This window comes from Paenibacillus sp. B-A-8 (assembly GCF_048572915.1).
Taxonomy (GTDB): domain Bacteria; phylum Bacillota; class Bacilli; order Paenibacillales; family Paenibacillaceae; genus Paenibacillus_AQ.
In genome coordinates this window covers 2,777,177-2,796,951 of record NZ_CP183882.1, presented here as the reverse complement: position 1 = coordinate 2,796,951, position 19,775 = coordinate 2,777,177, and the positions used below count along the sequence as shown (strand labels likewise).

17 protein-coding genes are annotated in these 19,775 nt (G+C 43.8%); 8 read left to right on the top strand and 9 right to left on the bottom strand.

The window, feature by feature from the left end:
* Positions 1 to 97: 97 nt before the first annotated feature.
* Complete coding sequence (locus ACN6MV_RS12040; RefSeq protein WP_419886430.1) at positions 98 to 1,117, bottom strand: ABC transporter substrate-binding protein; 1,020 nt, start codon at positions 1,115 to 1,117, stop codon at positions 98 to 100.
* Positions 1,118 to 1,349: 232 nt separating this feature from the next.
* Between ACN6MV_RS12040 and ACN6MV_RS12035 the strand changes: the two genes are divergently transcribed.
* A complete protein-coding gene (locus tag ACN6MV_RS12035) occupies positions 1,350 to 2,405 on the top strand; it encodes a LacI family DNA-binding transcriptional regulator (RefSeq protein ID WP_042126745.1) in 1,056 nt (351 codons plus the stop codon).
* A gap of 181 nt (positions 2,406 to 2,586) precedes the next feature.
* A complete protein-coding gene (locus ACN6MV_RS12030) occupies positions 2,587 to 5,022 on the top strand; it encodes a GH36-type glycosyl hydrolase domain-containing protein (protein WP_419886429.1) in 2,436 nt (811 codons plus the stop codon).
* Between the two features lie 88 nt (positions 5,023 to 5,110).
* On the opposite strand, the gene ACN6MV_RS12025 is transcribed toward ACN6MV_RS12030, so the two are convergent.
* On the bottom strand, positions 5,111 to 5,419 hold the full coding sequence (locus ACN6MV_RS12025) for a hypothetical protein (protein WP_341112204.1): 309 nt from the start codon (positions 5,417 to 5,419) through the stop codon (positions 5,111 to 5,113).
* A gap of 314 nt (positions 5,420 to 5,733) precedes the next feature.
* Positions 5,734 to 7,698: a glycoside hydrolase family 127 protein gene (locus ACN6MV_RS12020; RefSeq protein ID WP_419886428.1), complete on the bottom strand. Its 1,965-nt coding sequence runs from the start codon at positions 7,696 to 7,698 to the stop codon at positions 5,734 to 5,736.
* A gap of 168 nt (positions 7,699 to 7,866) precedes the next feature.
* Here ACN6MV_RS12020 and ACN6MV_RS12015 point away from each other — a divergent pair, with 168 nt between their 5' ends.
* The 3 genes from ACN6MV_RS12015 to ACN6MV_RS12005 all read left to right on the top strand — a co-directional run bounded on the left by ACN6MV_RS12015 (position 7,867) and on the right by ACN6MV_RS12005 (position 10,901).
* Entirely contained in the window at positions 7,867 to 8,733 is an 867-nt protein-coding gene (locus ACN6MV_RS12015; protein ID WP_419886427.1) for a helix-turn-helix transcriptional regulator, read from the top strand.
* A 228-nt stretch (positions 8,734 to 8,961) separates the two neighbouring features.
* Positions 8,962 to 9,543 carry a YitT family protein gene (locus tag ACN6MV_RS12010; protein WP_419886426.1) on the top strand — a complete coding sequence of 194 codons (582 nt, stop codon included), beginning with the start codon at positions 8,962 to 8,964 and terminating at the stop codon, positions 9,541 to 9,543.
* Positions 9,544 to 9,638: 95 nt separating this feature from the next.
* The gene (locus ACN6MV_RS12005; RefSeq protein WP_419886425.1) at positions 9,639 to 10,901 is read left to right on the top strand and encodes a DNA polymerase IV; all 1,263 of its coding nucleotides are present in this window, start codon (positions 9,639 to 9,641) and stop codon (positions 10,899 to 10,901) included.
* A gap of 117 nt (positions 10,902 to 11,018) precedes the next feature.
* Here ACN6MV_RS12005 and ACN6MV_RS12000 read toward each other — a convergent pair whose 3' ends face one another.
* Positions 11,019 to 11,327, bottom strand: a complete 309-nt coding sequence (locus ACN6MV_RS12000; RefSeq protein ID WP_341112197.1) for a hypothetical protein — start codon at positions 11,325 to 11,327, stop codon at positions 11,019 to 11,021.
* Between the two features lie 166 nt (positions 11,328 to 11,493).
* Here ACN6MV_RS12000 and ACN6MV_RS11995 point away from each other — a divergent pair, with 166 nt between their 5' ends.
* Entirely contained in the window at positions 11,494 to 12,180 is a 687-nt protein-coding gene (locus ACN6MV_RS11995; RefSeq protein ID WP_419886424.1) for a DUF2642 domain-containing protein, read from the top strand.
* 73 nt (positions 12,181 to 12,253) lie between these two features.
* Here ACN6MV_RS11995 and ACN6MV_RS11990 read toward each other — a convergent pair whose 3' ends face one another.
* A complete protein-coding gene (locus tag ACN6MV_RS11990; RefSeq protein ID WP_419886423.1) occupies positions 12,254 to 13,609 on the bottom strand; it encodes an arsenic transporter in 1,356 nt (451 codons plus the stop codon).
* A gap of 251 nt (positions 13,610 to 13,860) precedes the next feature.
* Here ACN6MV_RS11990 and ACN6MV_RS11985 point away from each other — a divergent pair, with 251 nt between their 5' ends.
* Positions 13,861 to 14,619, top strand: a complete 759-nt coding sequence (locus tag ACN6MV_RS11985; protein ID WP_419886422.1) for a threonine/serine exporter family protein — start codon at positions 13,861 to 13,863, stop codon at positions 14,617 to 14,619.
* A gap of 27 nt (positions 14,620 to 14,646) precedes the next feature.
* A complete protein-coding gene (locus ACN6MV_RS11980) occupies positions 14,647 to 15,072 on the top strand; it encodes a threonine/serine exporter family protein (protein WP_042126727.1) in 426 nt (141 codons plus the stop codon).
* A gap of 128 nt (positions 15,073 to 15,200) precedes the next feature.
* Here the strand turns inward: ACN6MV_RS11980 and ACN6MV_RS11975 are convergent, their stop codons facing one another.
* From ACN6MV_RS11975 to ACN6MV_RS11960, 4 genes are all read right to left on the bottom strand, one after another.
* Entirely contained in the window at positions 15,201 to 16,097 is an 897-nt protein-coding gene (locus ACN6MV_RS11975; RefSeq protein WP_042132101.1) for a DegV family protein, read from the bottom strand.
* A gap of 516 nt (positions 16,098 to 16,613) precedes the next feature.
* The gene (locus ACN6MV_RS11970; RefSeq protein ID WP_042126725.1) at positions 16,614 to 17,078 is read right to left on the bottom strand and encodes a DIP1984 family protein; all 465 of its coding nucleotides are present in this window, start codon (positions 17,076 to 17,078) and stop codon (positions 16,614 to 16,616) included.
* Complete coding sequence (locus ACN6MV_RS11965; RefSeq protein WP_249923482.1) at positions 17,075 to 17,605, bottom strand: GNAT family N-acetyltransferase; 531 nt, start codon at positions 17,603 to 17,605, stop codon at positions 17,075 to 17,077. The genes ACN6MV_RS11970 and ACN6MV_RS11965 overlap by 4 nt, the downstream gene beginning before the upstream one ends.
* A gap of 2 nt (positions 17,606 to 17,607) precedes the next feature.
* Complete coding sequence (locus ACN6MV_RS11960) at positions 17,608 to 19,626, bottom strand: Na+/H+ antiporter (RefSeq protein ID WP_419886421.1); 2,019 nt, start codon at positions 19,624 to 19,626, stop codon at positions 17,608 to 17,610.
* Positions 19,627 to 19,775 lie beyond the last annotated feature (149 nt).

The following is a 19,775-nucleotide window of genomic DNA, read 5'->3' as shown; positions in this document are numbered from 1 at the left end:
GAACCATTTTCATTCACTTCAGTTTAAAACAAAAAAGAAGGTCTATCAAGGGTGCTGATAGACCTTCTTTTTGCTATACCTTATAGGCGGCTGCCGTTTATTTCACCATAGCTTCCAGCAGGTCATCAAGCTTCATTGAATTGGCCGTGATGGCACCCGTCTGCCAGTGGGAACGTTCCATTCTATAAACATTCCCGTTCTTCACTGCGGGCAGGCTCTTCCACAGCGGCCCATCAAGAATTTGGATCGCTTCCTGATTTCCTTCAGTATCCCAGCCCCCATTGTCAGGGAATACGATGATATGATCCGCTTCGAGCTGAGGAATAAGCTCTTCGGAAATAATAGATTGATATTCGGTCATTTCTGCAGCCATAGGCACGGGTGTCAGGCCAAATTGAGAATAAATCACACCGATAAAACGGTTTTTAACACCGAACAAAGCAAAGGTCTTATCCGCTACATTAAGCCGAATCACAGCCACCTTCTCCTGGCCCAGAGCCTGCTGCAATTTAGCTTTTCCATCTGCCACTTTCTGATCATACTCGGTGAGCACAGCCTCAGCCTTCTCCGGAATCCCGAGCGCATCAGCAATGGCTGTAAGCACTTGTCTTGAGTCCTGCAGCACCGCTTCTGGGAGACGATAGGTTGGTGCTACCTTGGAATACTGTTCATACCTCGCCGCATCAGCGCCTCCGTCCGCAATGATCAAATCGGGGTCTTTTTCCAGCAACACCTCCATGCTTCCGGTGATATCAAATTCTGGCACATCCAGATTTAAATAATCCTGTTTGCCCCAGCTTGGATGATACCACTGCACCACAGGGGTAATACCCAATGCCTTTAAATAGTCTTCAACATAGATCCCGGCCACCCGTTTAGGGCTAACTGGAATCTCTACATCCCCAAATTCCCCTGTAATCGTCCGAGTTGCACCCTCTTCTTGGGCATTTCCACTTCCTTCGGTTGGCGTGCTGTTGCTAGCAGAGGTTGATTCCCCTGCATTCTCTGTTTTAGCAACGTTATCTTTTGCAGTATTGTTCGTTCCGCACGCCGCCAGCGCGGTCAATGCCATAATAAGTACTGCAGCCCACAAAAACTTCCGACCCCATCTTGTCATTATCCCTTCACTCCAATGCTATATTTTCATTGATTATCATTCTCAATAATCATTATCACAATAGTAGCATGACTTTTATAGCTTTCAATGCACTTTCTCCGTAAAAATCTTATACAAACTATTAACTAGTTTCTTCCCGCCTTCTCAAATTTCTTTTTATTTACGATTGATTTCTACAATGCTTTCGCTTACAATAAACTCATAAACGCGCGTTTATGAAAAGAGGGGAAACATGCGCAGCGAAGATATAGCTAAGTTGGCCGGGGTTTCCCGAAGCACGGTATCCCGCGTGATCAACAACTATTCCAACGTCCCTGAAGAGACCCGTGCCAAAGTGCTGCGGGTGATTGAGCAACATCAGTACGAACCGAACAGCTTTGCAAGGGCTTTAGCCGGTAAGAAGACCGATACAATCGGACTCTTCGCCATCAGTATGAACGAGAAGGAGAATACCACCCGAATTTATCAGAACAATTACTTTGCTCCATTCGTTGATGCCGTAGTCGACACCTCGAATGCCCGCGGATGTTATGTACTGATTCATACGGTCTACTCTCCCGACGATTTTATCAAGGTAAAGCAAGCTTTTCTTCAGAAACGGATTGACGGCGGTATAATTGTCGGCACTCAGAAGGATATTAATATCGTCCGAGAAATGGTAGGGCTAGACTCTCCTCTCGTATTAATTGATTATGATATCTCTGAGATTATGTCGGAGCACCTAGATCGCAATCATCTAGCTATTGTGAACTCCAAGGATTACGAGGGCACCACAGAAGCGATTGAATATTTGATCTCTCAAGGTCATCAAGAGATCGGCATCATCTGTGGGCAAATGAATACGTACTCTGGTCGAGAGCGTTATACTGCCTATGAGGATACGCTGAAGAAGCATGGCCTACCTATGAATGAGAAATTTATCCTGAAGGGTGATTTTCTGAAGGAGACCGCTTACGAAGAGGTTAAGAAGCTTCTCGCTTCTGGCGAGCCATTGCCAACAGCCTTCTTCTCCTCCAACGATGACATGGCTATATCAGCGATGGAAGCGTTCTCTGAGCATGGAATTATTATCCCCGAGGATATCTCCATTGCCGGATTTGATGACATTCAGTTAGCATCTCGTATTCAGCCTAAGCTGACCTCTGTACGCTTGCCGATCTATGAAATGTCCAAGGCCGCAGTGGAAAAGGTAATCGAGCTGTGTGATTCACAGCAGCCGACGTTTAGTACGATCAGCTTTCCAGCTCGTTTAGTGGAGAGAGATTCCTGTCAACCACCGAAGAAGTAGCTTAAGATCATCCTTCGCTGAAGAAATCTACATATTTTTCTGTGAAGCTGCTATGATTCGGTATCGAAACTACTGCTTTAGTTATCCTGCTTGAAAACCATTGAGAAAACTCCCTTCCCTCGAGGGAATTTTTTCTGAAACTTATAAACGCGCGTTCACAATCGAAAGGAGACTTTCTCACATGAAATTCGGTACCTTTGACGACACTCGTAAAGAGTATGTAATTAACACACCTAAAACACCTTACCCTTGGATTAACTACCTTGGTAATGAGCAATTTTTCGGACTTATTTCTAATACAGCTGGTGGTTACACCTTCTATAGAGACGCTCGTCTCAGAAGATTGACCCGTTACCGTTATAACAATATCCCATTGGATACTGGCGGCCGCTACTACTATCTTTATGACGATGGTGATTTCTGGACCCCAGGCTGGATGCCGGTAAAACGTGATCTAGACTTCTACGAATGCCGTCACGGTCTTGGCTACACTTCCATTACTGGCGAACGCAATGGCATCTCTGTGAACCAGCTTGCTTTTGTACCTATGGGTCATAATGCTGAAGTACACCGTCTTGTAGTGAAGAACACTGGCTCCGCTAAAAAATCCGTGAAACTGTTCTCTTTTGCAGAGTTCTGTCTCTGGAATGCACAAGATGATATGACCAACTTCCAACGCAATCTCAGCACCGGTGAAGTTGAAGTGAAGGATTCCGTTATCTATCACAAAACCGAATACCGTGAGCGCAGAAATCACTATGCTTTCTACTCCGTAAATAAAGAAATCGCTGGTTTCGATACTGACCGTGAAGCCTTCGTAGGCATGTACAACGGTCTGGAAAGCCCGCAAGCTGTAGTTGCAGGTGAACCTACTAACTCCGTAGCTAGCGGCTGGTCCCCTATCGGATCACACGCACTGAACATTACACTTGAACCAGGCGAAGAACAAAGCTTCATCTTTGTACTTGGCTACATCGAGAACCCTGAAGAAGATAAATGGGAATCCCTGAACGTAATCAACAAAAAACCAGCAGAAGCGATGATCGCACAATTTGCTACAGACGCTCAAGTAGATGCTGCACTTGCCGCTCTTGCTGCTCACTGGGATAACCTGCTGTCTAAATATCAAATCCAAAGCGGCGACGAGAAACTGGATCGCATGGTTAACATCTGGAATCCATATCAATGTATGGTTACCTTCAATATGTCCCGTTCCGCTTCTTACTTTGAATCCGGTATTGGCCGTGGTATGGGCTTCCGTGATTCCAACCAAGACTTGCTCGGATTTGTGCACCAAATCCCTGAACGTGCTAAAGAACGTATTCTCGATATCGCGGCTACACAATTTGAAGATGGCAGTGCGTATCACCAGTACCAACCGCTCACCAAAAAAGGTAACAACGAAGTCGGTACCGGCTTTAACGATGATCCGCTTTGGTTGATCCTAGGAACGGCTGCTTACATTAAAGAAACTGGCGACACTTCGATTCTCGATGAGCAGGTTCCTTTTGACAGCAACCCGGATAACACGGCTACTCTGTTCGAGCACTTGAAACGCTCTTTCGAGCATGTAACTAACAATCTCGGACCTCATGGCTTGCCGCTGATCGGACGTGCGGACTGGAATGACTGCTTGAACCTGAATTGCTTCTCTACAGAGCCAGGTGAATCTTTCCAAACCACTGCCAACATCGAAGGTCGCGTAGCGGAATCCGTATTTATCGCAGGTCTGTTCGTCTTCGTTGGACCGGACTATGCTGAAATCTGCCGGATGCGTGGACTTGACGATATAGCTGTGGATGCCGAAGCTAAAATTGACAACATGCGTGAAATCACACTGACTCACGGCTTCGATGGCGACTGGTTCCTACGCGCTTATGACCACTATGGCGACAAGATCGGTTCCAAAGAAAACGAAGAAGGTAAAATCTTCATCGAGCCACAAGGAATCTGTGTTATGGCTGGTATCGGTGTAGAAGATGGTCAAGCTGAAAAAGCCCTGTCTTCCGTTCAAGAACATTTGGACACTAAATACGGTATTGTATTGCAACAACCACCATATTCCAAGTACTATCTGAACCTGGGTGAAATTTCTACGTACCCTCCGGGCTACAAAGAAAATGCCGGTATTTTCTGCCACAACAACCCTTGGATCATGATCGCTGAAACGGTACTTGGACATGGCGACAGAGCGTTTGAAATTTACGCTAAAATTGCTCCGGCTTATTTGGAGGATATCAGCGAAATTCACCGCACAGAGCCTTATGTCTACTCCCAAATGATCGCAGGTAAAGATGCCGTTCGTCACGGGGAAGCTAAAAACTCCTGGTTGACTGGCACTGCTGCTTGGAACTATGTAGCGATTACACAATCTATCCTTGGTATTCAAGCCGATTTCAATGGTCTGAAGATCGATCCTTGTATTCCTACAGAGTGGGACAGCTTTGAAATCACACGTGTCTTCCGTGGAGATACTTATGTGATTCAAATCAAGAACCCGAACCATGTATCTAAAGGTGTAGCTAGTCTTACTTTGGATGGCGTAGCTGTAGAAGGTAACATCATCGCTCCTGTTGGAGACGGTGCTGTACACCAAGTAGTTGTAGAACTAGGTTAAAAAAAATCCGCTCAACCGTTCGCTTGAACGATTGGGCGGATCTATAAATAACACTAGATGACCCCTGAACCCTTCAGGGGTCATTTTTTTACCCTTCCATAATATCTGCTCTTAAATCACTCGCAACCTCAAGCATTCTCGGGATCACAGCTTCATTGCTGCCGGAAACGTAAATATCGCCTTCATAATACCTAAACGGGATTGTAGCATCGCCAAAGCTCCACATAAAGAATTCTCCCTCAATCGACATCGTAGTGGCGCCTACTACTGTATAAACTGATGTATAGGTGAAATCAGGTTTGGACGCGAAATATTGCTTACACTCTTCTAAAGATATGGTTTGTACTGAATCTCCATCATTCTGCATAGCTCTTGTAATTCGATAACGTTTGCTCATTGTGATGCCTCCAATATTTTCTGTAAAATAATCAGCTACCTTGTCCCGATCAATCAAATATAGCATACAATAAAGCGCAAATCCCAGCTATCCTAAATACAGGTTTCTCTGATTTGGTGAACAGCGTGGATGGAATTGTGTTGGGAGTATTAAGGCGTATGAATCAGAGCGTTAAGAATAGATCAAAATGGCTGGACATAGGGGCGACGAGCATCACCGTACATCTTAATCAAAAAAAAGGACAGGCTGAATAATCCAGCTGCCCCGATTGCTAAACAGTAACCCTTCCCCGAAGTCTACGTCTATCCTATACCTTAAACGCTGGCTTCAGGAATCCATACCTTCATTTCACCACTGCCACGATTCCCCCATAAGTAATATGGAACAGCCTTAACCTTAACCGGTTGAAGGGGTGCTTTCTCTCTGCTGTAAAGTCCTCCATTCCAGCCCTCTTGATCAATACGCAGTCCGTCTGCCTCTACAACAACCGCGCCGCCAAGCAAAGTCTCATTGAACGCCGCCGTAAGTTCACCGTCTTCTTTTAAAGAAATAGAGCTTAAAGGCTCACCATTATCGATACTTTCAAGACAATACACAAACGGCCCGCGTTGAATCGTTACCTTTTGAGCATCGGCACGCAAATTTGGATGAGCGTAGACGCGATGTGCCTCCATTGGGTCATGCATTTCGATGACATCTCCGGCTCTCCACTCTCTCCGAATAACGAGGTACCCCTGTTCAATGTTCTCAGCTGTATTCAAGGCCTCACCATTGACTCTGATCTCCATCCCTTGACTCCACGACGGAATCCGCAATGCAATGCCAAACTCCGCTTCCACTACCGGATTAATCTTCATGGAGACTGTACCTTTCCATGGATAGTTACTCTCTTGCTGAATTGTAACCTCCGCTCCACCCAGCTTAGTTGTCAGCTCACTGCCAATATACAAATTCGTGTAGAGCGTATCCCCATGAACCGTGTAAATGTATTGATTGAGTGAAGTCAGCAGACGCGCCACATTCGGAGGACAGCAGGCACAGCCAAACCAACCTTGACGCTCAGACTTCACATGATGTTTATCCGGGTTGCAGCTGCATGTCTGTGGCCATACTTCCAGTGGATTCACATAAAAATAGTGCTTGCCATCCTGTGCCATCGAGCCCAGCACATTGTTATAAAGTGCCCGCTCCATAACATCGGCATAACGTGCATCCGGCGATATTCTCAGCATACGCTGTGCAAAAAAGATCAATCCAATAGAGGCACAGGTCTCTGCGTACACCGAATCGTTAGGCAAATCATAGTCGAAGGTGAACGCCTCACCTCGATGCGTAGAACCGATCCCGCCAGTAATATACATTTGCTTGTTAGTTATGTTATTCCACAGTCTCTCGCATGCTTCACGAAGTGTAGCATCTCCTGTAATAGCAGCTAGATCTGCCATAGCAGTATACATATAAACCGCACGCACAGCATGCCCTACAGCCACTTCCTGCTCTCTTACCGGAAGATGGCTCTGGTAATATTTTAAATCTAAATTCTCCTTCTGACCCGTGAAAAAATTGATACTCCCCAGATTATCCCATTGTTCCTTTAAAAAGTTTGGTTGTTGTCCTCGCTCATTAATAAAAAAGCTGCTGAGCTTCAAATATCGTTCCTCACCTGTAAGCCGGTACAACTTAACGAGTGCGAGTTCAATCTCCTGATGTCCATCATAGCCCCGCATTTTACCTTCTTCCGGGCCAAACACAGAATCGATATGATCAACCATTCGGCACATGATGTCGAGCAGTTTTCTTTTTCCGGTAGCTTCATAGTAAGAAACAGCGGCCTCAATGAAATGTCCCGCGCAGTACAACTCGTGACAATCGTTCAGATTGGTCCAGCGTTTACCCGGTTCTTTGATCGTAAAATAAGTATTTAAGTACCCATCCTCCTGCTGTGCTTCGCCAACGAGGTCAATCACTTCATCCGCTTGACGCTCCAGATCGGAATCACGTTTGATGCTTAAAGAATAACCTACAGCCTCCAGCCACTTGGCCACATCACTGTCTTGAAATACCCAGCCGTAAAACTCGCCTGTCTTCCGGCCCGCAGCAATCTCAAAGTTAGCTATGGCATGACTAGGTTCAGCCCCCGATGCTCTATCGTGCAAGGCCTCATATTGATACGGAATTACAACATCCTGAACCAGCCGAATATATCCGCCCCAGAAATCATCCTTAATGTTAACCGTTTGATCTTTTGCAACTTGCTGATCTTGTATAATTTTGTTCATTCTCATCTTCCCCTCACTCTTATTTCATACTCGCTAATTACAATTATAGAAGGTAGAATAGATAAAAAATACGATCAGAAGCAACCCCTTTTTTGTACTATTTCACACTTCACTTTCGAAGTTTAATTTAAGTTCAAACGAATATAGAAAGGAGCGATAAATTACACAGTGAACCCATCATTTATACATTTCGCTGCCCCGCCATTTCCTTATTTTCTAGAATGCAATCACACCGTTTATCAACCCGGAGATCAGCATCCGAATAGAAGCCATATTGGGGTATTTGATCTGCTTATTGTAGAACAGGGCTGTCTATTTATCGGCGAAGAGCGTAATCAATGGGAAGTTTCGGCTGGCCATACACTGCTACTGCTGCCCGATCGCTATCATTATTCCGTTAAGCCGTGCGAAGAGATCACTTCATTCATATGGATTCATTTTCATACCCTTGCAGATTGGTCTAGCTCTGAGGGTGAACCCGTGTATATTAACCGTGAAACACATTTTCGGCAGTTTCTTACTCATCCATATACCATTCGCGTGCCACAGTTTGGTCCCCTTCCTGACCCCTTTGAACGGAGCGGACAAGCCCAGATGCTATTGCAGCTGTCTACGGGTCGGCGTTCCAGCGCAGTTTGGCAGCAGCAACGTATATTTGAAGAAATGCTGCGGATGATGGATCTAGCACAGCATGATACTTCAGAAAGTCATGCGGTGGAAATCGCCGAGCAGACGGAGACTTATATCCGCAATCATTATGCGGAGCCTCTTTCCAATACCTCACTGGCGGATGCGCTGCATTTTCACTATAACTACCTTGCTCGCTGCATGAAACGGGTATACGGACTGACTCCAATGGAGTATTTAACAGACTATCGTTTGGAACAAGCCAAGCTGCTGCTGCTCAAGACAGAGATCTCTATAGCCGGAATCGCAGAACGTACCGGCTTCGAGAGCACCGCCTACTTCTCGCGTCGGTTTGCTCAGCAGATCGGAATCTCTCCGCTTCGCTTCCGCAAGCGTTACTCCCGTTAAGCAGACTACTTGGTCTCGTGTACTGGTATCTATTGTACGTTTCGGACTCTATTGCATTAGTCACTTTTACTCGGTATCTATTGAGCATTAGATGCCCTATCCCTCACATACTATGTAATATAAGACTTTCTAAGCCTGATTTCTAATCAGGTTTTTTTGTTCAACTGCAATTTTTTGGAAGTGACAAGCATATTTATAGACATGCCTTTAATCTGGAGATGTTAAAATATGCGGCCATTAAGATACTTAATCATTCTTTTAGGAAGCTTACTCATTGCTGCGGGAACTAATTTTTTTCTCGTCCCATATAAAATCCTGGATGGGGGAATAATAGGGATAGCCCTCATTATCAATTATTTATCCGACGCAAAAATTGGCGTAGCTATAATTCTCTGCAGCTTTCCTATCTTCCTGCTCGCTTGGTTAAAGGAACGCGATATCTTTTACAACAGTGTACTCGGTCTATTAATCTCATCATTTCTGATCGAACTTCTCGGTCCTTTTCAATATTACTTTCTGTATTATTTTGAGTTTGGTTCCGTTTCTAGCGCCATTATTGGCGGTTTTTTGATGGGAACGGGACTTGGAATTATGCTGCGGTTTAAAGCAAGTACGGGTGGAACCGATCTGCTTGCTCAATTTATTAAAAAGTATGTACCGCTCAACCTTGGAGTTATCATCTTCTTAACTGACTTTATGATTATCGGCGCTGGGGGACTCCTGATTTCTAAAGAAACCTTCTTCCACTCCATCCTCACGATTGTCTCTGGAGGGGTGGCTACAGGTCTGTGCACACTCGAAACAAAATAATGGAAATAAATATGAATATACACGATCATATGTTCGTATTATAATGATAAGAAAACATCTAACGTATTTCTACCTCACCTGGAGCGTGTGAACCTATGAATAAAGAGCGTGTCATTATGCTATCCGATTGCCAAAGCTTCTATGCCTCCGTGGAGAAAGCCTCTAATCCGCAGTACAGCAACAAGCCACTTATCGTCGCCGGAGACCCCGCTCGACGGAGCGGTATTGTACTTGCTGCCTGTCCTATAGCCAAATCTTTTGGCATTACTACTGCCGAGACGTTGAAAGAAGCGCTGGCGAAATGCCCCGAGGTCATCGTGGTCAGACCGCATATGCAGCAATATATCGATGTCTCCTCTCAAATCACAGACATTCTGCGCAAATTTAGTGACCAGGTAGAACCCTATTCTATCGATGAGCAGTTTATAGATGTCAGCGGTAGCCTCAGTTTATTTGGCAGCCCAAGCGAGATTGCCACCGCCATTCAAGATCTAATTCTCAGAAATACAGGCGTACGTGCGCGCATTGGCATTGGATACTCTAAGGTTACCGCCAAAATGGCCTGCGACCTGTGGGCCAAGAAGAACAAAGCGGGTATATTCACCCTCACTAAAGAACAACTTCCCGATGTACTCTGGCCCCTCCCCATTAGCGAGCTATTCATGGTAGGCCGCCGCATGTCTGCTCACTTCCAGAGTATGGGTATCACAACGATTGGCCATCTGGCACAGATGCCGTTAAGCGAACTAAAATGGCGCATGCGGGAGAAATTCCACAAAAAATGTGATATCGATGCCGAGCTATATTGGCGGATAGCCAATGGGATCGATGACAGCCCCGTGAGCCCAAGCACCTATGAAGTCGCACCTAAAAGTGTTGGGCACCAAATGACGCTGCCACGGGATTACTATAAGCTGCAAGATATCAAGACCATCATCTTAGAGCTGTCTGAGCTTGTATGTAGACGTTGCCGCAAATTGAAAGTACATGGTGCAGTCGTGTCTGTCGGCTGCCAAGGTGCCAGCTTTGATGACCCAACAGGCTTCTCAAGGCAGACTACAATGAGCGATCCTACGAATGCCACCCTGTTGGTATATGAGGCTGCTCTTTCGCTCTTCAAGCTACACTGGGACGGCCAGCCTGTACGCAGAATTCACTTAAGCTTGTCCAATCTATCTGACGAAAGCCAGTACCAGCTAACGCTATTTGAGTCTCGCCCTCGCTATCGTGAACTCGAGCGGGCCACCGATGCCCTCAAAAATAAATACGGGGAGACGATCATTGGACGGGCAGCTTCTTTCACAGATGCCGGGCAGCTTAAGGACAGATCTGGAAAGATCGGCGGACACTATAAATGAGCGAAAACTCTCTCTCCTACTTATCTAGAACAACCAAAATATCGCATCCCATAATTTAGACAGGGATGCGATATTTTCCAAAGATTTAATCATCGCTAGAAATCTTTCTACTATGAATTATACGAGATTGATGTTAGAGAAATTAGGAATGATAATTAAACGTCCTTTACCTCTTTCCGTATTTGGGGCACCAGGAACAAAAATACCAATCGTTTGAATGTTACCAATCTCTATTGCAAATTCAGAATGCGGAGGAACATCAGTAGTAATAGTTGGAGCATCGTAACGAGTCACGATAAGCTGCAGAACACTCTTCCCCTCATTTTTCACTTCTATTAAAGCATTAACCCCAGGAAAAACCTCGTTAACAAAGTAACCCTGCCCTACGCCTGCTTGCTGATCAATTCGCAAATCTACATGTTTCATCCTCTTTGACTCCCTTCCAGTTGAGATAATACATAGTATTCGTTTCTATAAATTTGCGACTAGTTGTATAACTATTATTTAAATAAGTAGTTAAAACAACCACTACTTTTATATCTCCGGAACATATATTTAGATTATCCTCACCTACAATAAAGGAGAGATTCTCATGAATTTGATGAATAGTCTTTTAGGAAAAAGAATTTCTGTAATGATTTCAGGAACGTCCCAGCCTTTGGAAGGCGTATTGATCGAGATTGGCCAAGATATCATTGTTATTAAGAACCAGGAAAACTACTTCTACCTTCCGAAGGCACATATTAAGTTGATAAGAGATGATGTGGAAGCACTCCCAGAGCTACATGATAATCTTCCACTAACTCTTCCTCTCTCTACAGCTTCTAGCGGAGCACCACTTTCACTTCAATCTATAATAGAAAATGCAAAGGGGAGCTTCACAGAAATCTACGTTTTAGGAGTTCATAGCCTTTATGGTTATATTCAGAACATTTTATCCGATTATTTAGTCTTCTTTTCCCCTGTTTTTGGCACAATACTCGTTCATTTGAAACACCTGAAATACCTGCACCCTTATCCCGCTGAAATTGCACCTTACGCTTTAAAACCAGAAGCACTTCAGACAAACCAGGCTGCTATTTCACCAGAGCATACCTTCATTCAACAGCTTAAAAAAATGGAAGGTCATTTCATTATGCTAGATCTGGCCGATCAGTCCCATAAAGTCGGATTATTAAAAACTGTTCAGGCTCCAATGATTGAGCTCGTCTCATCCAATGGCGAAAGTATATTCTCGATGATCGAGCATATTCAAACGCTAACTACTCCTAAAAATTAATGTTACAGGAGGATAACTTCAATCGTTCAAGACCTCTCTATAGCGATTGAAGTTCTTCCACCTTCTGAACAACTCAAGTGAAAATAAGCTGGACCCAATAATATAATAGAAATAAAGTCAAAATGGTTGTTAATGGAATGACGATGATTGTGACTTTTAAATAATCCTTCCATTTAATTTTAATTTTATTTTGTCTTAAGATATGCATCCATATCAAAGAGGCCAGTGTGCCAATGGGAAGTAACAATGAGCCCATATCACTGCCAATAATATTGGCAAGATAGATCGTTTTTAATGTGATAGGATCAAGGCCCATTTCTGTTAAGGTAATCGTGCCTATCATTAAAGCAGGATGGTTATTAAAAAAGTTTGATAGAATTGAAACCAATCCACCCATAATAAAGCTTGCTTGAAAAAGTCCCTGAGAAACTATCGGTTTGCATACGGCCACAAGCATTGCTGTAAGTCCGGTATTATGAAGACCGTAAATAATCACGTACATGGAAAACGCAAAGATCAAAATATGCCAAGGGACTTTTTTAAGAATATCGACCGGAGTCGTCCCCAGGAAATACCATCTCCACATGAGTAAAACGGAAGACCCAAATACAGCAACCCATTCAACAGGGATAGCAAAGTAAGAAGCCACGAAAAGAAGACAACGTAAGATAAAAACAAACAAGAGTACTTTTAACATAAATACGGTACGCTTCTTTTTAGTTTCAACTGAAATTCTACCTTTTAAGGGATGGAAATCTTTGTAGAAGAATCGTTCCTCAATATCATCGGTTACCGCGGGCAAAACTACAGGAAATCTCTTTCTCAGTACAAAGTACATCAAGCCTGACATAAATAGTAAGCCAAGCGTTGCAGGTACAAACATCATTGCCGTATGCATATAAAGACTCATATGAACAATCTTCAAAGCTATTAAGTTAACAATATTACTTACTCCGATAGGAGCACTTGAAGCTGTTGCAATTAAAGCTCCGCTTAATAGATAAGGAATCATTTGATGAGGTTTTAGATGAAGATTTCTTAGGAGTAATATTAAGATTGGAGTCGTGATCAAGATACTTCCGTCATTATTGAATAAAAGAGTCATCAAAAAGCATAATAATTGAATATACCAATATAAACGATGTCCCGATCTTTTTGACAAAATCACAAGTCGTGTAGCCGCCCAGTTAAAAAAACCGAAACTTTCTAGTATTACCGCCATGACGATGGTGGCCATAATAGTGATAGACGCCCCACCTATTTTCCCGATAATATCAGCAATATCACTACCAGACACAATTCCCGTTAACAATAAAATCCCAGCCCCGATTGATGCTGGCCATGCTTCATTAATGCCTCCCGGTCTCATAAAAATAACTAGCATAGCCATTATGAAGACAAAGGTTGTTATTCCAATGCCGAAAGTCATGATCACTCCTCCTTTATACCTGCAAAAATATAAGACAAGCCCAACCTGTCCTATTCACTATATTTTATGCATGTACATTTGGTAGGAACTGGATGTAATGCCAACTCTTCTAAATTGTATCTTTTTCGAGCATTTTAAGTATGAGATTTATTCATGTTAATACTATTTTAGGCTTGATATTTTCAATCAATAAGGCGACAATCGGATATGTGGAATTATAGATATAACATTCCAGGGGAGGATCGGAGAAGTTGGATAGTACGAGTAACACTACCTATTATGAAATCGTTGATCTCTGTCTTCTTGCTGGCAAGATCATGCTGCAGAATGGTGCAGAAACATCCAGAGTTGAAGATACGATGACGCGAATGGCTGGATCTCTCGGGTTCCCGGGAGCACACAGTTATGTGACGCCAACCGTAATTATGTTCACCACAAATAGAATAGAGCCCGTTAAGTTATACAGGATTGCGGAACGAACAACAGATCTGCAGAAGGTATCGGAGGTCAATGACATTTCTCGGCGTCTGAGCGAACGTCAGATTACAGCTGAGGAAGCCCGTGCAAAATTAGGAGAAGTCGATGAAGCCTCACCTGTCTATCCCGTATGGCTGCAGATCTTAGCAGCCGCCCTTACGGGTGCTTGCTTCACCGTTATGTTTAAAGGCAGTTTGTGGGATGCTCTCCCCGCCTTGCCGATTTCCGGACTAGGCTTCGCTGCGGTCATTTATCTGCATCGTTTAGTGCAGACTAAATTCTTCGCAGAGTTTTCTGCTTCCTTCCTAATCGGACTTCTAGCCTTCTGTTCTGTAAAGATGGGAATTGGTCAAGAGATGGACAAAATCATTATCGGCTCCGTTATGCCTCTAGTACCCGGACTACTCATTACTAATGCCGTTCGTGATCTGATGGCCGGTCATCTTGTCTCAGGCATATCCAAGGGTGCCGATGCCTTTCTAACTGCATTTGCGATCGGTACAGGTATCGGGCTTGTACTATCACTATTTTAATATCCATGTGAAAGAGGTTAGCCCTTCATGATTTTGCAACTTATAACCAGTTTTATTGCCGCGGCAACCTTCTGTATTCTATTTAATGCGCCTAAGCGCTCACTACTACAGTGTGGTTTTGCCGGAATGGTGGGCTGGATGGTGTATGTGCTTCTTAATGTAGAGTTCGGACCTGTTGTAGCTACGTTTGCAGCTAGTGTAATAGTGGGCATCGTCAGCCAGTTTTTTGCGCGATCCTTCAAAATGCCGGTTATTATTTTTAGTGTAGGTGGTATTATCCCACTTGTTCCGGGTGGCCTCGCTTACGATGCTATGCGTAAATTTGTGGAAGAGGACTATACTCTGGCTGTAGAAATCGCTGTTCGGGCATTAATGCTCTCTGGAGCCATTGCAGCTGGACTCGTGCTAAGTGATGTAATTGGACAAATGTTCCGGCGCCGTGCAATCAAGTAACAACATATTTTTAACAAAAAAGAAATCGCCCTTCGGTACAATGGTGGTCACCCATCCATCTCCCAAGGAGCGATTTCTTTATTCAAATATAAGAAAGTATAAGTTTCACACTATACTTGATTCCATCTCTATACAAGTGCTGCTTCCGGAAAGGCTGCGGGTGTAACATCCGGATGAATACTATTGATGCTAGTGTTCTTGATCCAGGACAGCCCTACAGTACCTTCACCCGCATGAACAGCCACAGCAGGAATATATGTCATAATCTCTGTACGTAAGTCGGGGGCCATCGCTTTGATGTCCTCTTCTAACTTAAGTGCCATCTCTAAATTATTAGAATGCATGATGCATACATCACTAACAAGTCCTACATCCTGTTTAAATATATCCAAAAGCGTCTGTTGCGTCTTCTTCATCGTGCGAATCTTCTCCACAACAACGACCTTCCCTTCGTCAAAACGAAGCAGCAGGTTTATGCGCAGCAATTGACTAAGTACAAATTGTGATCCAGAAACACGTCCACTGCGATGAAGCTGTGTCAAGCTAGCAGGAATTAAGTAAAAGGACATATTCTGAATAATATTTTCAATCTTCGCTTTAATTTCCAGTCCAGAAAGGCCCTTTTTCTGCCAATGTATACCCCGCATGATCATTTCTCTGATCGGATAAGCGCCTACCTTAGCATCAATTCCAATTACATTGGCCTCCGCTATTTCGGCGCCTTGCATCGAAGCATTGTAGGTGCCACTGAGTTCTGACGATAGATGTACAGCGATAATTTCATCGTATTCTTCCTTCAACCGTTCGTATAGCTCGATAAACTCACCGATTGGAGGCTGTGAACTGCCTACCTTTTCATGCTGACGCATTTTCTCATAGAAGTCATCGATTGTAATATCTATATTTTCTTTATAACATTCGTTGTTGATAATAATTCGTAACGGAATAATATACACATGATTGTTCTTGGCGAATTCCGGATCTATTATACTTGTACTGTCGGTTACCCAGGCAATTGATTTCATGGTCACTTGTCACTTCTCTCTTTCATAAAGGGAATAGTAGAATGAATGAGGAGACAAGGGCCACGAATTTCAGACCAGTGAATCACACGCTCATCCTGAATAATCAACTTGAAAATTGAACAGCGGTTAAGAAATCCGCGTATTCGTAAATTATACAGGATAACAAGCGTTAATATAGGCAAAACAGGCCGTTCATGCAAATTTTATTCAATTTATTTCAACATTATTCGACATTATTTCACATTATATATGACAAATATACCTATCCTAAAAGACTCACTTCATGTTATGAAAAAGCTAAACCACAGTAAAATATCCCCGTCCCCGCCCTCACCGTTCTTCCATAAATCAGCGCTTGGTAGTTACATTAATAGGTACACTTTACATTTGTTACAGTACGGGGCTAAATTATCATTTGGTCAGATATGGCCCGGCATCTGTCAATTTTCCAACTTCCCCTGTTGGCGGGTTGCGCTCACCTTTATGAAGACCAGTTACCTTCTGCTGTGGTATATCTTATTGCGGTATAGTTAAGGATACCGTCCAGTTCTTCTCCTGAATCTTAAAATCCAACTCACGGTAAGACTTCGATAGATCGTCCATCTGCTTCTGAATCTGAACGACATCCACCGTTCTCTGAAAACGAACCTCTGAGCGGCTATAACGGTCCTGAGTAATGGAAGCCTGTTCAAGCAAATCGCTAAGTAGCTTCCGCAGCTGTAGCATTTTATCCCGTTCCGCTAGCGCATCGGCAATACTCCAGTTCTCATTGAAAGCCACAGATGAATTCGTTCGATTAATCGCTCGGATCAAAATCGTCTGTTCATTCACAGCTCTTTCTAACTCCTGTAAAAGAACCTCTGGCTGTTCAGCCGGCTCCTCACCCTCTTGAACTTTAACGACTCGCTCCAGGCGCTGCTTTAGCTGCGCGATTTTACGGGTAAGATCACTCCGATTCACTAACGCTTCCGCGAGTTTCATATCTGAATTCCTCCTAAGATTTTCTGATAGCTGGCGATATCTAATTTTCGACCAAATTTACAGCCAATCTCCTTAAAGTAAGCGCATTGCTCATATCCATTATTCAAAAAAAGCTGGCGACTGCGTTCATTCTCTGCGCATACAGTAGCTACTAATACATGAAAATCCAGCTCGGCAGCCCTCTTTTCAATAAAGCGTAAGGCATGCTGTCCTATTCTATTACCCACACAAGCCGGTTTCAAATACACACTGATCTCCCCAGAGGTATCATAAGCCGGTTTGCTCTTATGTCTAGCAATCAGTACATAACCCTGAATGATATTATCCCAAGATAAAATCACGTACGATTTGAATCGCGGATCATCATTCATCACGGATTGACGCATTTCATCCAAACCTAAGGGCTCCGTGTGAAAAGATACCGTGGTGTTAATCACATAATAGTTATAAATATCAAGCACATCTGCCAGATGTTCTTCACGAATTTCAGTAAATAACAAGCTCTCTCCCATTACTTTGTTTAACACAGCTAATCCTCCCAAATCGATGTCTCCAAATGGTCTACGAACTTGCGTAACTTGCCGGCTAGCTTGCGGTTAATGGTTCCATCCTGGTACATTTGCTGCACCTTATCCCGCTGCTCTTGAATGGCTTTCAGCTTCATTTCAAGCTTTTGATCATCCACAAGACCATCCTTGGTCCAGCCTTTTCCCTGCTCAAGACGTGAGATTAGCTGCTCATAACTGCTTGCAATCTTCTCGACTGCTTTTCGGTTATTCTCGTTCTTACTCGCATTAACAGCAGCTACAGCTGCTTGGGCCATAGCAATTTTCGCTTCTCTTGCACATTCAGCCTGTTGCAGCATTTGTTGGCTAGCTTCCCCTTCATTCTGTCCTGAGAACATCCCCGCAAACAGCCGTCTAATCTCGGTGATCGATATTCTAATTTGAGAATTCAGACTCCTAGCTAGAAAGACTTCACTATGATCCAGGAATTCTTCCAGCTTCTGAGCAACTGAGGGGGGAATCTCATTGTTCTCCAGCAATTGGTTCAGCTCTTTGCGCTCGGCTTGCAGACCCACAATCCTTGCTTCAACCCCCAAGCGGCGGAAGTCCTCGAGTGCTGGATCATTCGCTTGGTCCTCACGGTTTAGACTATAAACCTTATCTCTAAATTCACTCAAAGCTGGCAATGCGGATTCCTTGCTCTCTTCTGTCATCATACTTTGCAGCATGGTTATACCGGCAGCAATAACCTTAGATTTGGCCGCCTGCTCGGCTCCTGTATCACCTGATTCGGCAACCTGCTCTTCTTTACCTGCTAGAATTGGCAAAAAGATACTGGCGATCAGCAACGACATTAGAATAACACCTGCAGCGATAAAGATGATTAAATCACGCTCAGGAAATGGCGATCCATCCCCTAGAACAAAAGGAATCGAGAAAGCACCTGCTAAGGTAACCGCTCCACGCACTCCTGAAATGGTGAGGATTAATAGTGACTTAACAGACGATTTATCTATTTTTCGCAGACGAGATCCCACTAGAGAGAACACATACACCCATAGAAACCGTAGTACAAACAGCAGCACGGTAATGGCTAATACATAACCAACGACCATAAGATTATCCACGGCCGTATCACGGTAGATTACTTCAATAACGTCTGGAATAGATAAACCGAGAATAAGGAAGACCAGACCGTTCAATATATAGAGTAGAACAGACCATGTACTGGCGGATACCAGTTGCAGCTTATACTGCGGAGATACAGCACGGTCCTTCTCCACCGCATGAATAATCCCTCCTGCAACCACTGCTAAAATGCCAGATACCCCTATCTCTTCACTGATCAAATAGATAATAAAAGGGGTTAGGATCTGCAGCAGCACATGCACCGTGATATCCTCCATCCCCAGCCTGCGAATAATTACACTTAGCCGGATCAGAAGAAAAGCCAATAGTGCCCCGACAATCAACCCGCCTACAGCTATAACTACAAAGCTAATGGAGGCTTTCGGTAAAGAAAACACACCCGTAACTGCTGCGGCAATGGCGAAATTAAAGGCAACAAGCCCAGAGGCATCATTCATTAATGATTCACCCTCTAGAATGCGATGAATACTCTTCGGAAGATGTACCCTTCCAGCGATGGCGCTGACTGCGACTGCATCTGTCGGCGATAAGATTGCTGCCAGAGCAAATGCAGCCGCTAGTGGAATCGTTGGGATCATCCAGTTAATCGAATAACCAGCAATAAGCACCGTGGCAAAAACCAAACCCAGTGCCAGCATTAATATCGGACCACGTAAGTTCCATAATTCATTTCTTGGTGTTCGTTTCCCATCATTAAACAAAAGCGGAGCAATGAATAACACGAAGAACAGCTCCGGTTCCAGTGTCATATGTATTCCCAAAGGCATTAACACAGCCATTACACCCAGACCAATCTGAATTAACGGTATCGGTACAGAGGGAATGAATCGGTTTATGATATTGGATATTGCGATAAGCCCCAGTAGGACGAGTACAACTAGAAAAGTCTCCAAACCACATCAGCTCCCATTTTTTATTTGATTATTATATCGCAAATTTTTAGTTGAGGGCAAAATCAAGCGTAAGGCGATCCTAAAGATCATTTTCATCTAGAAATTCCACAAAAAATACATCAAATGAATATTGACAAAAATATTTTTAT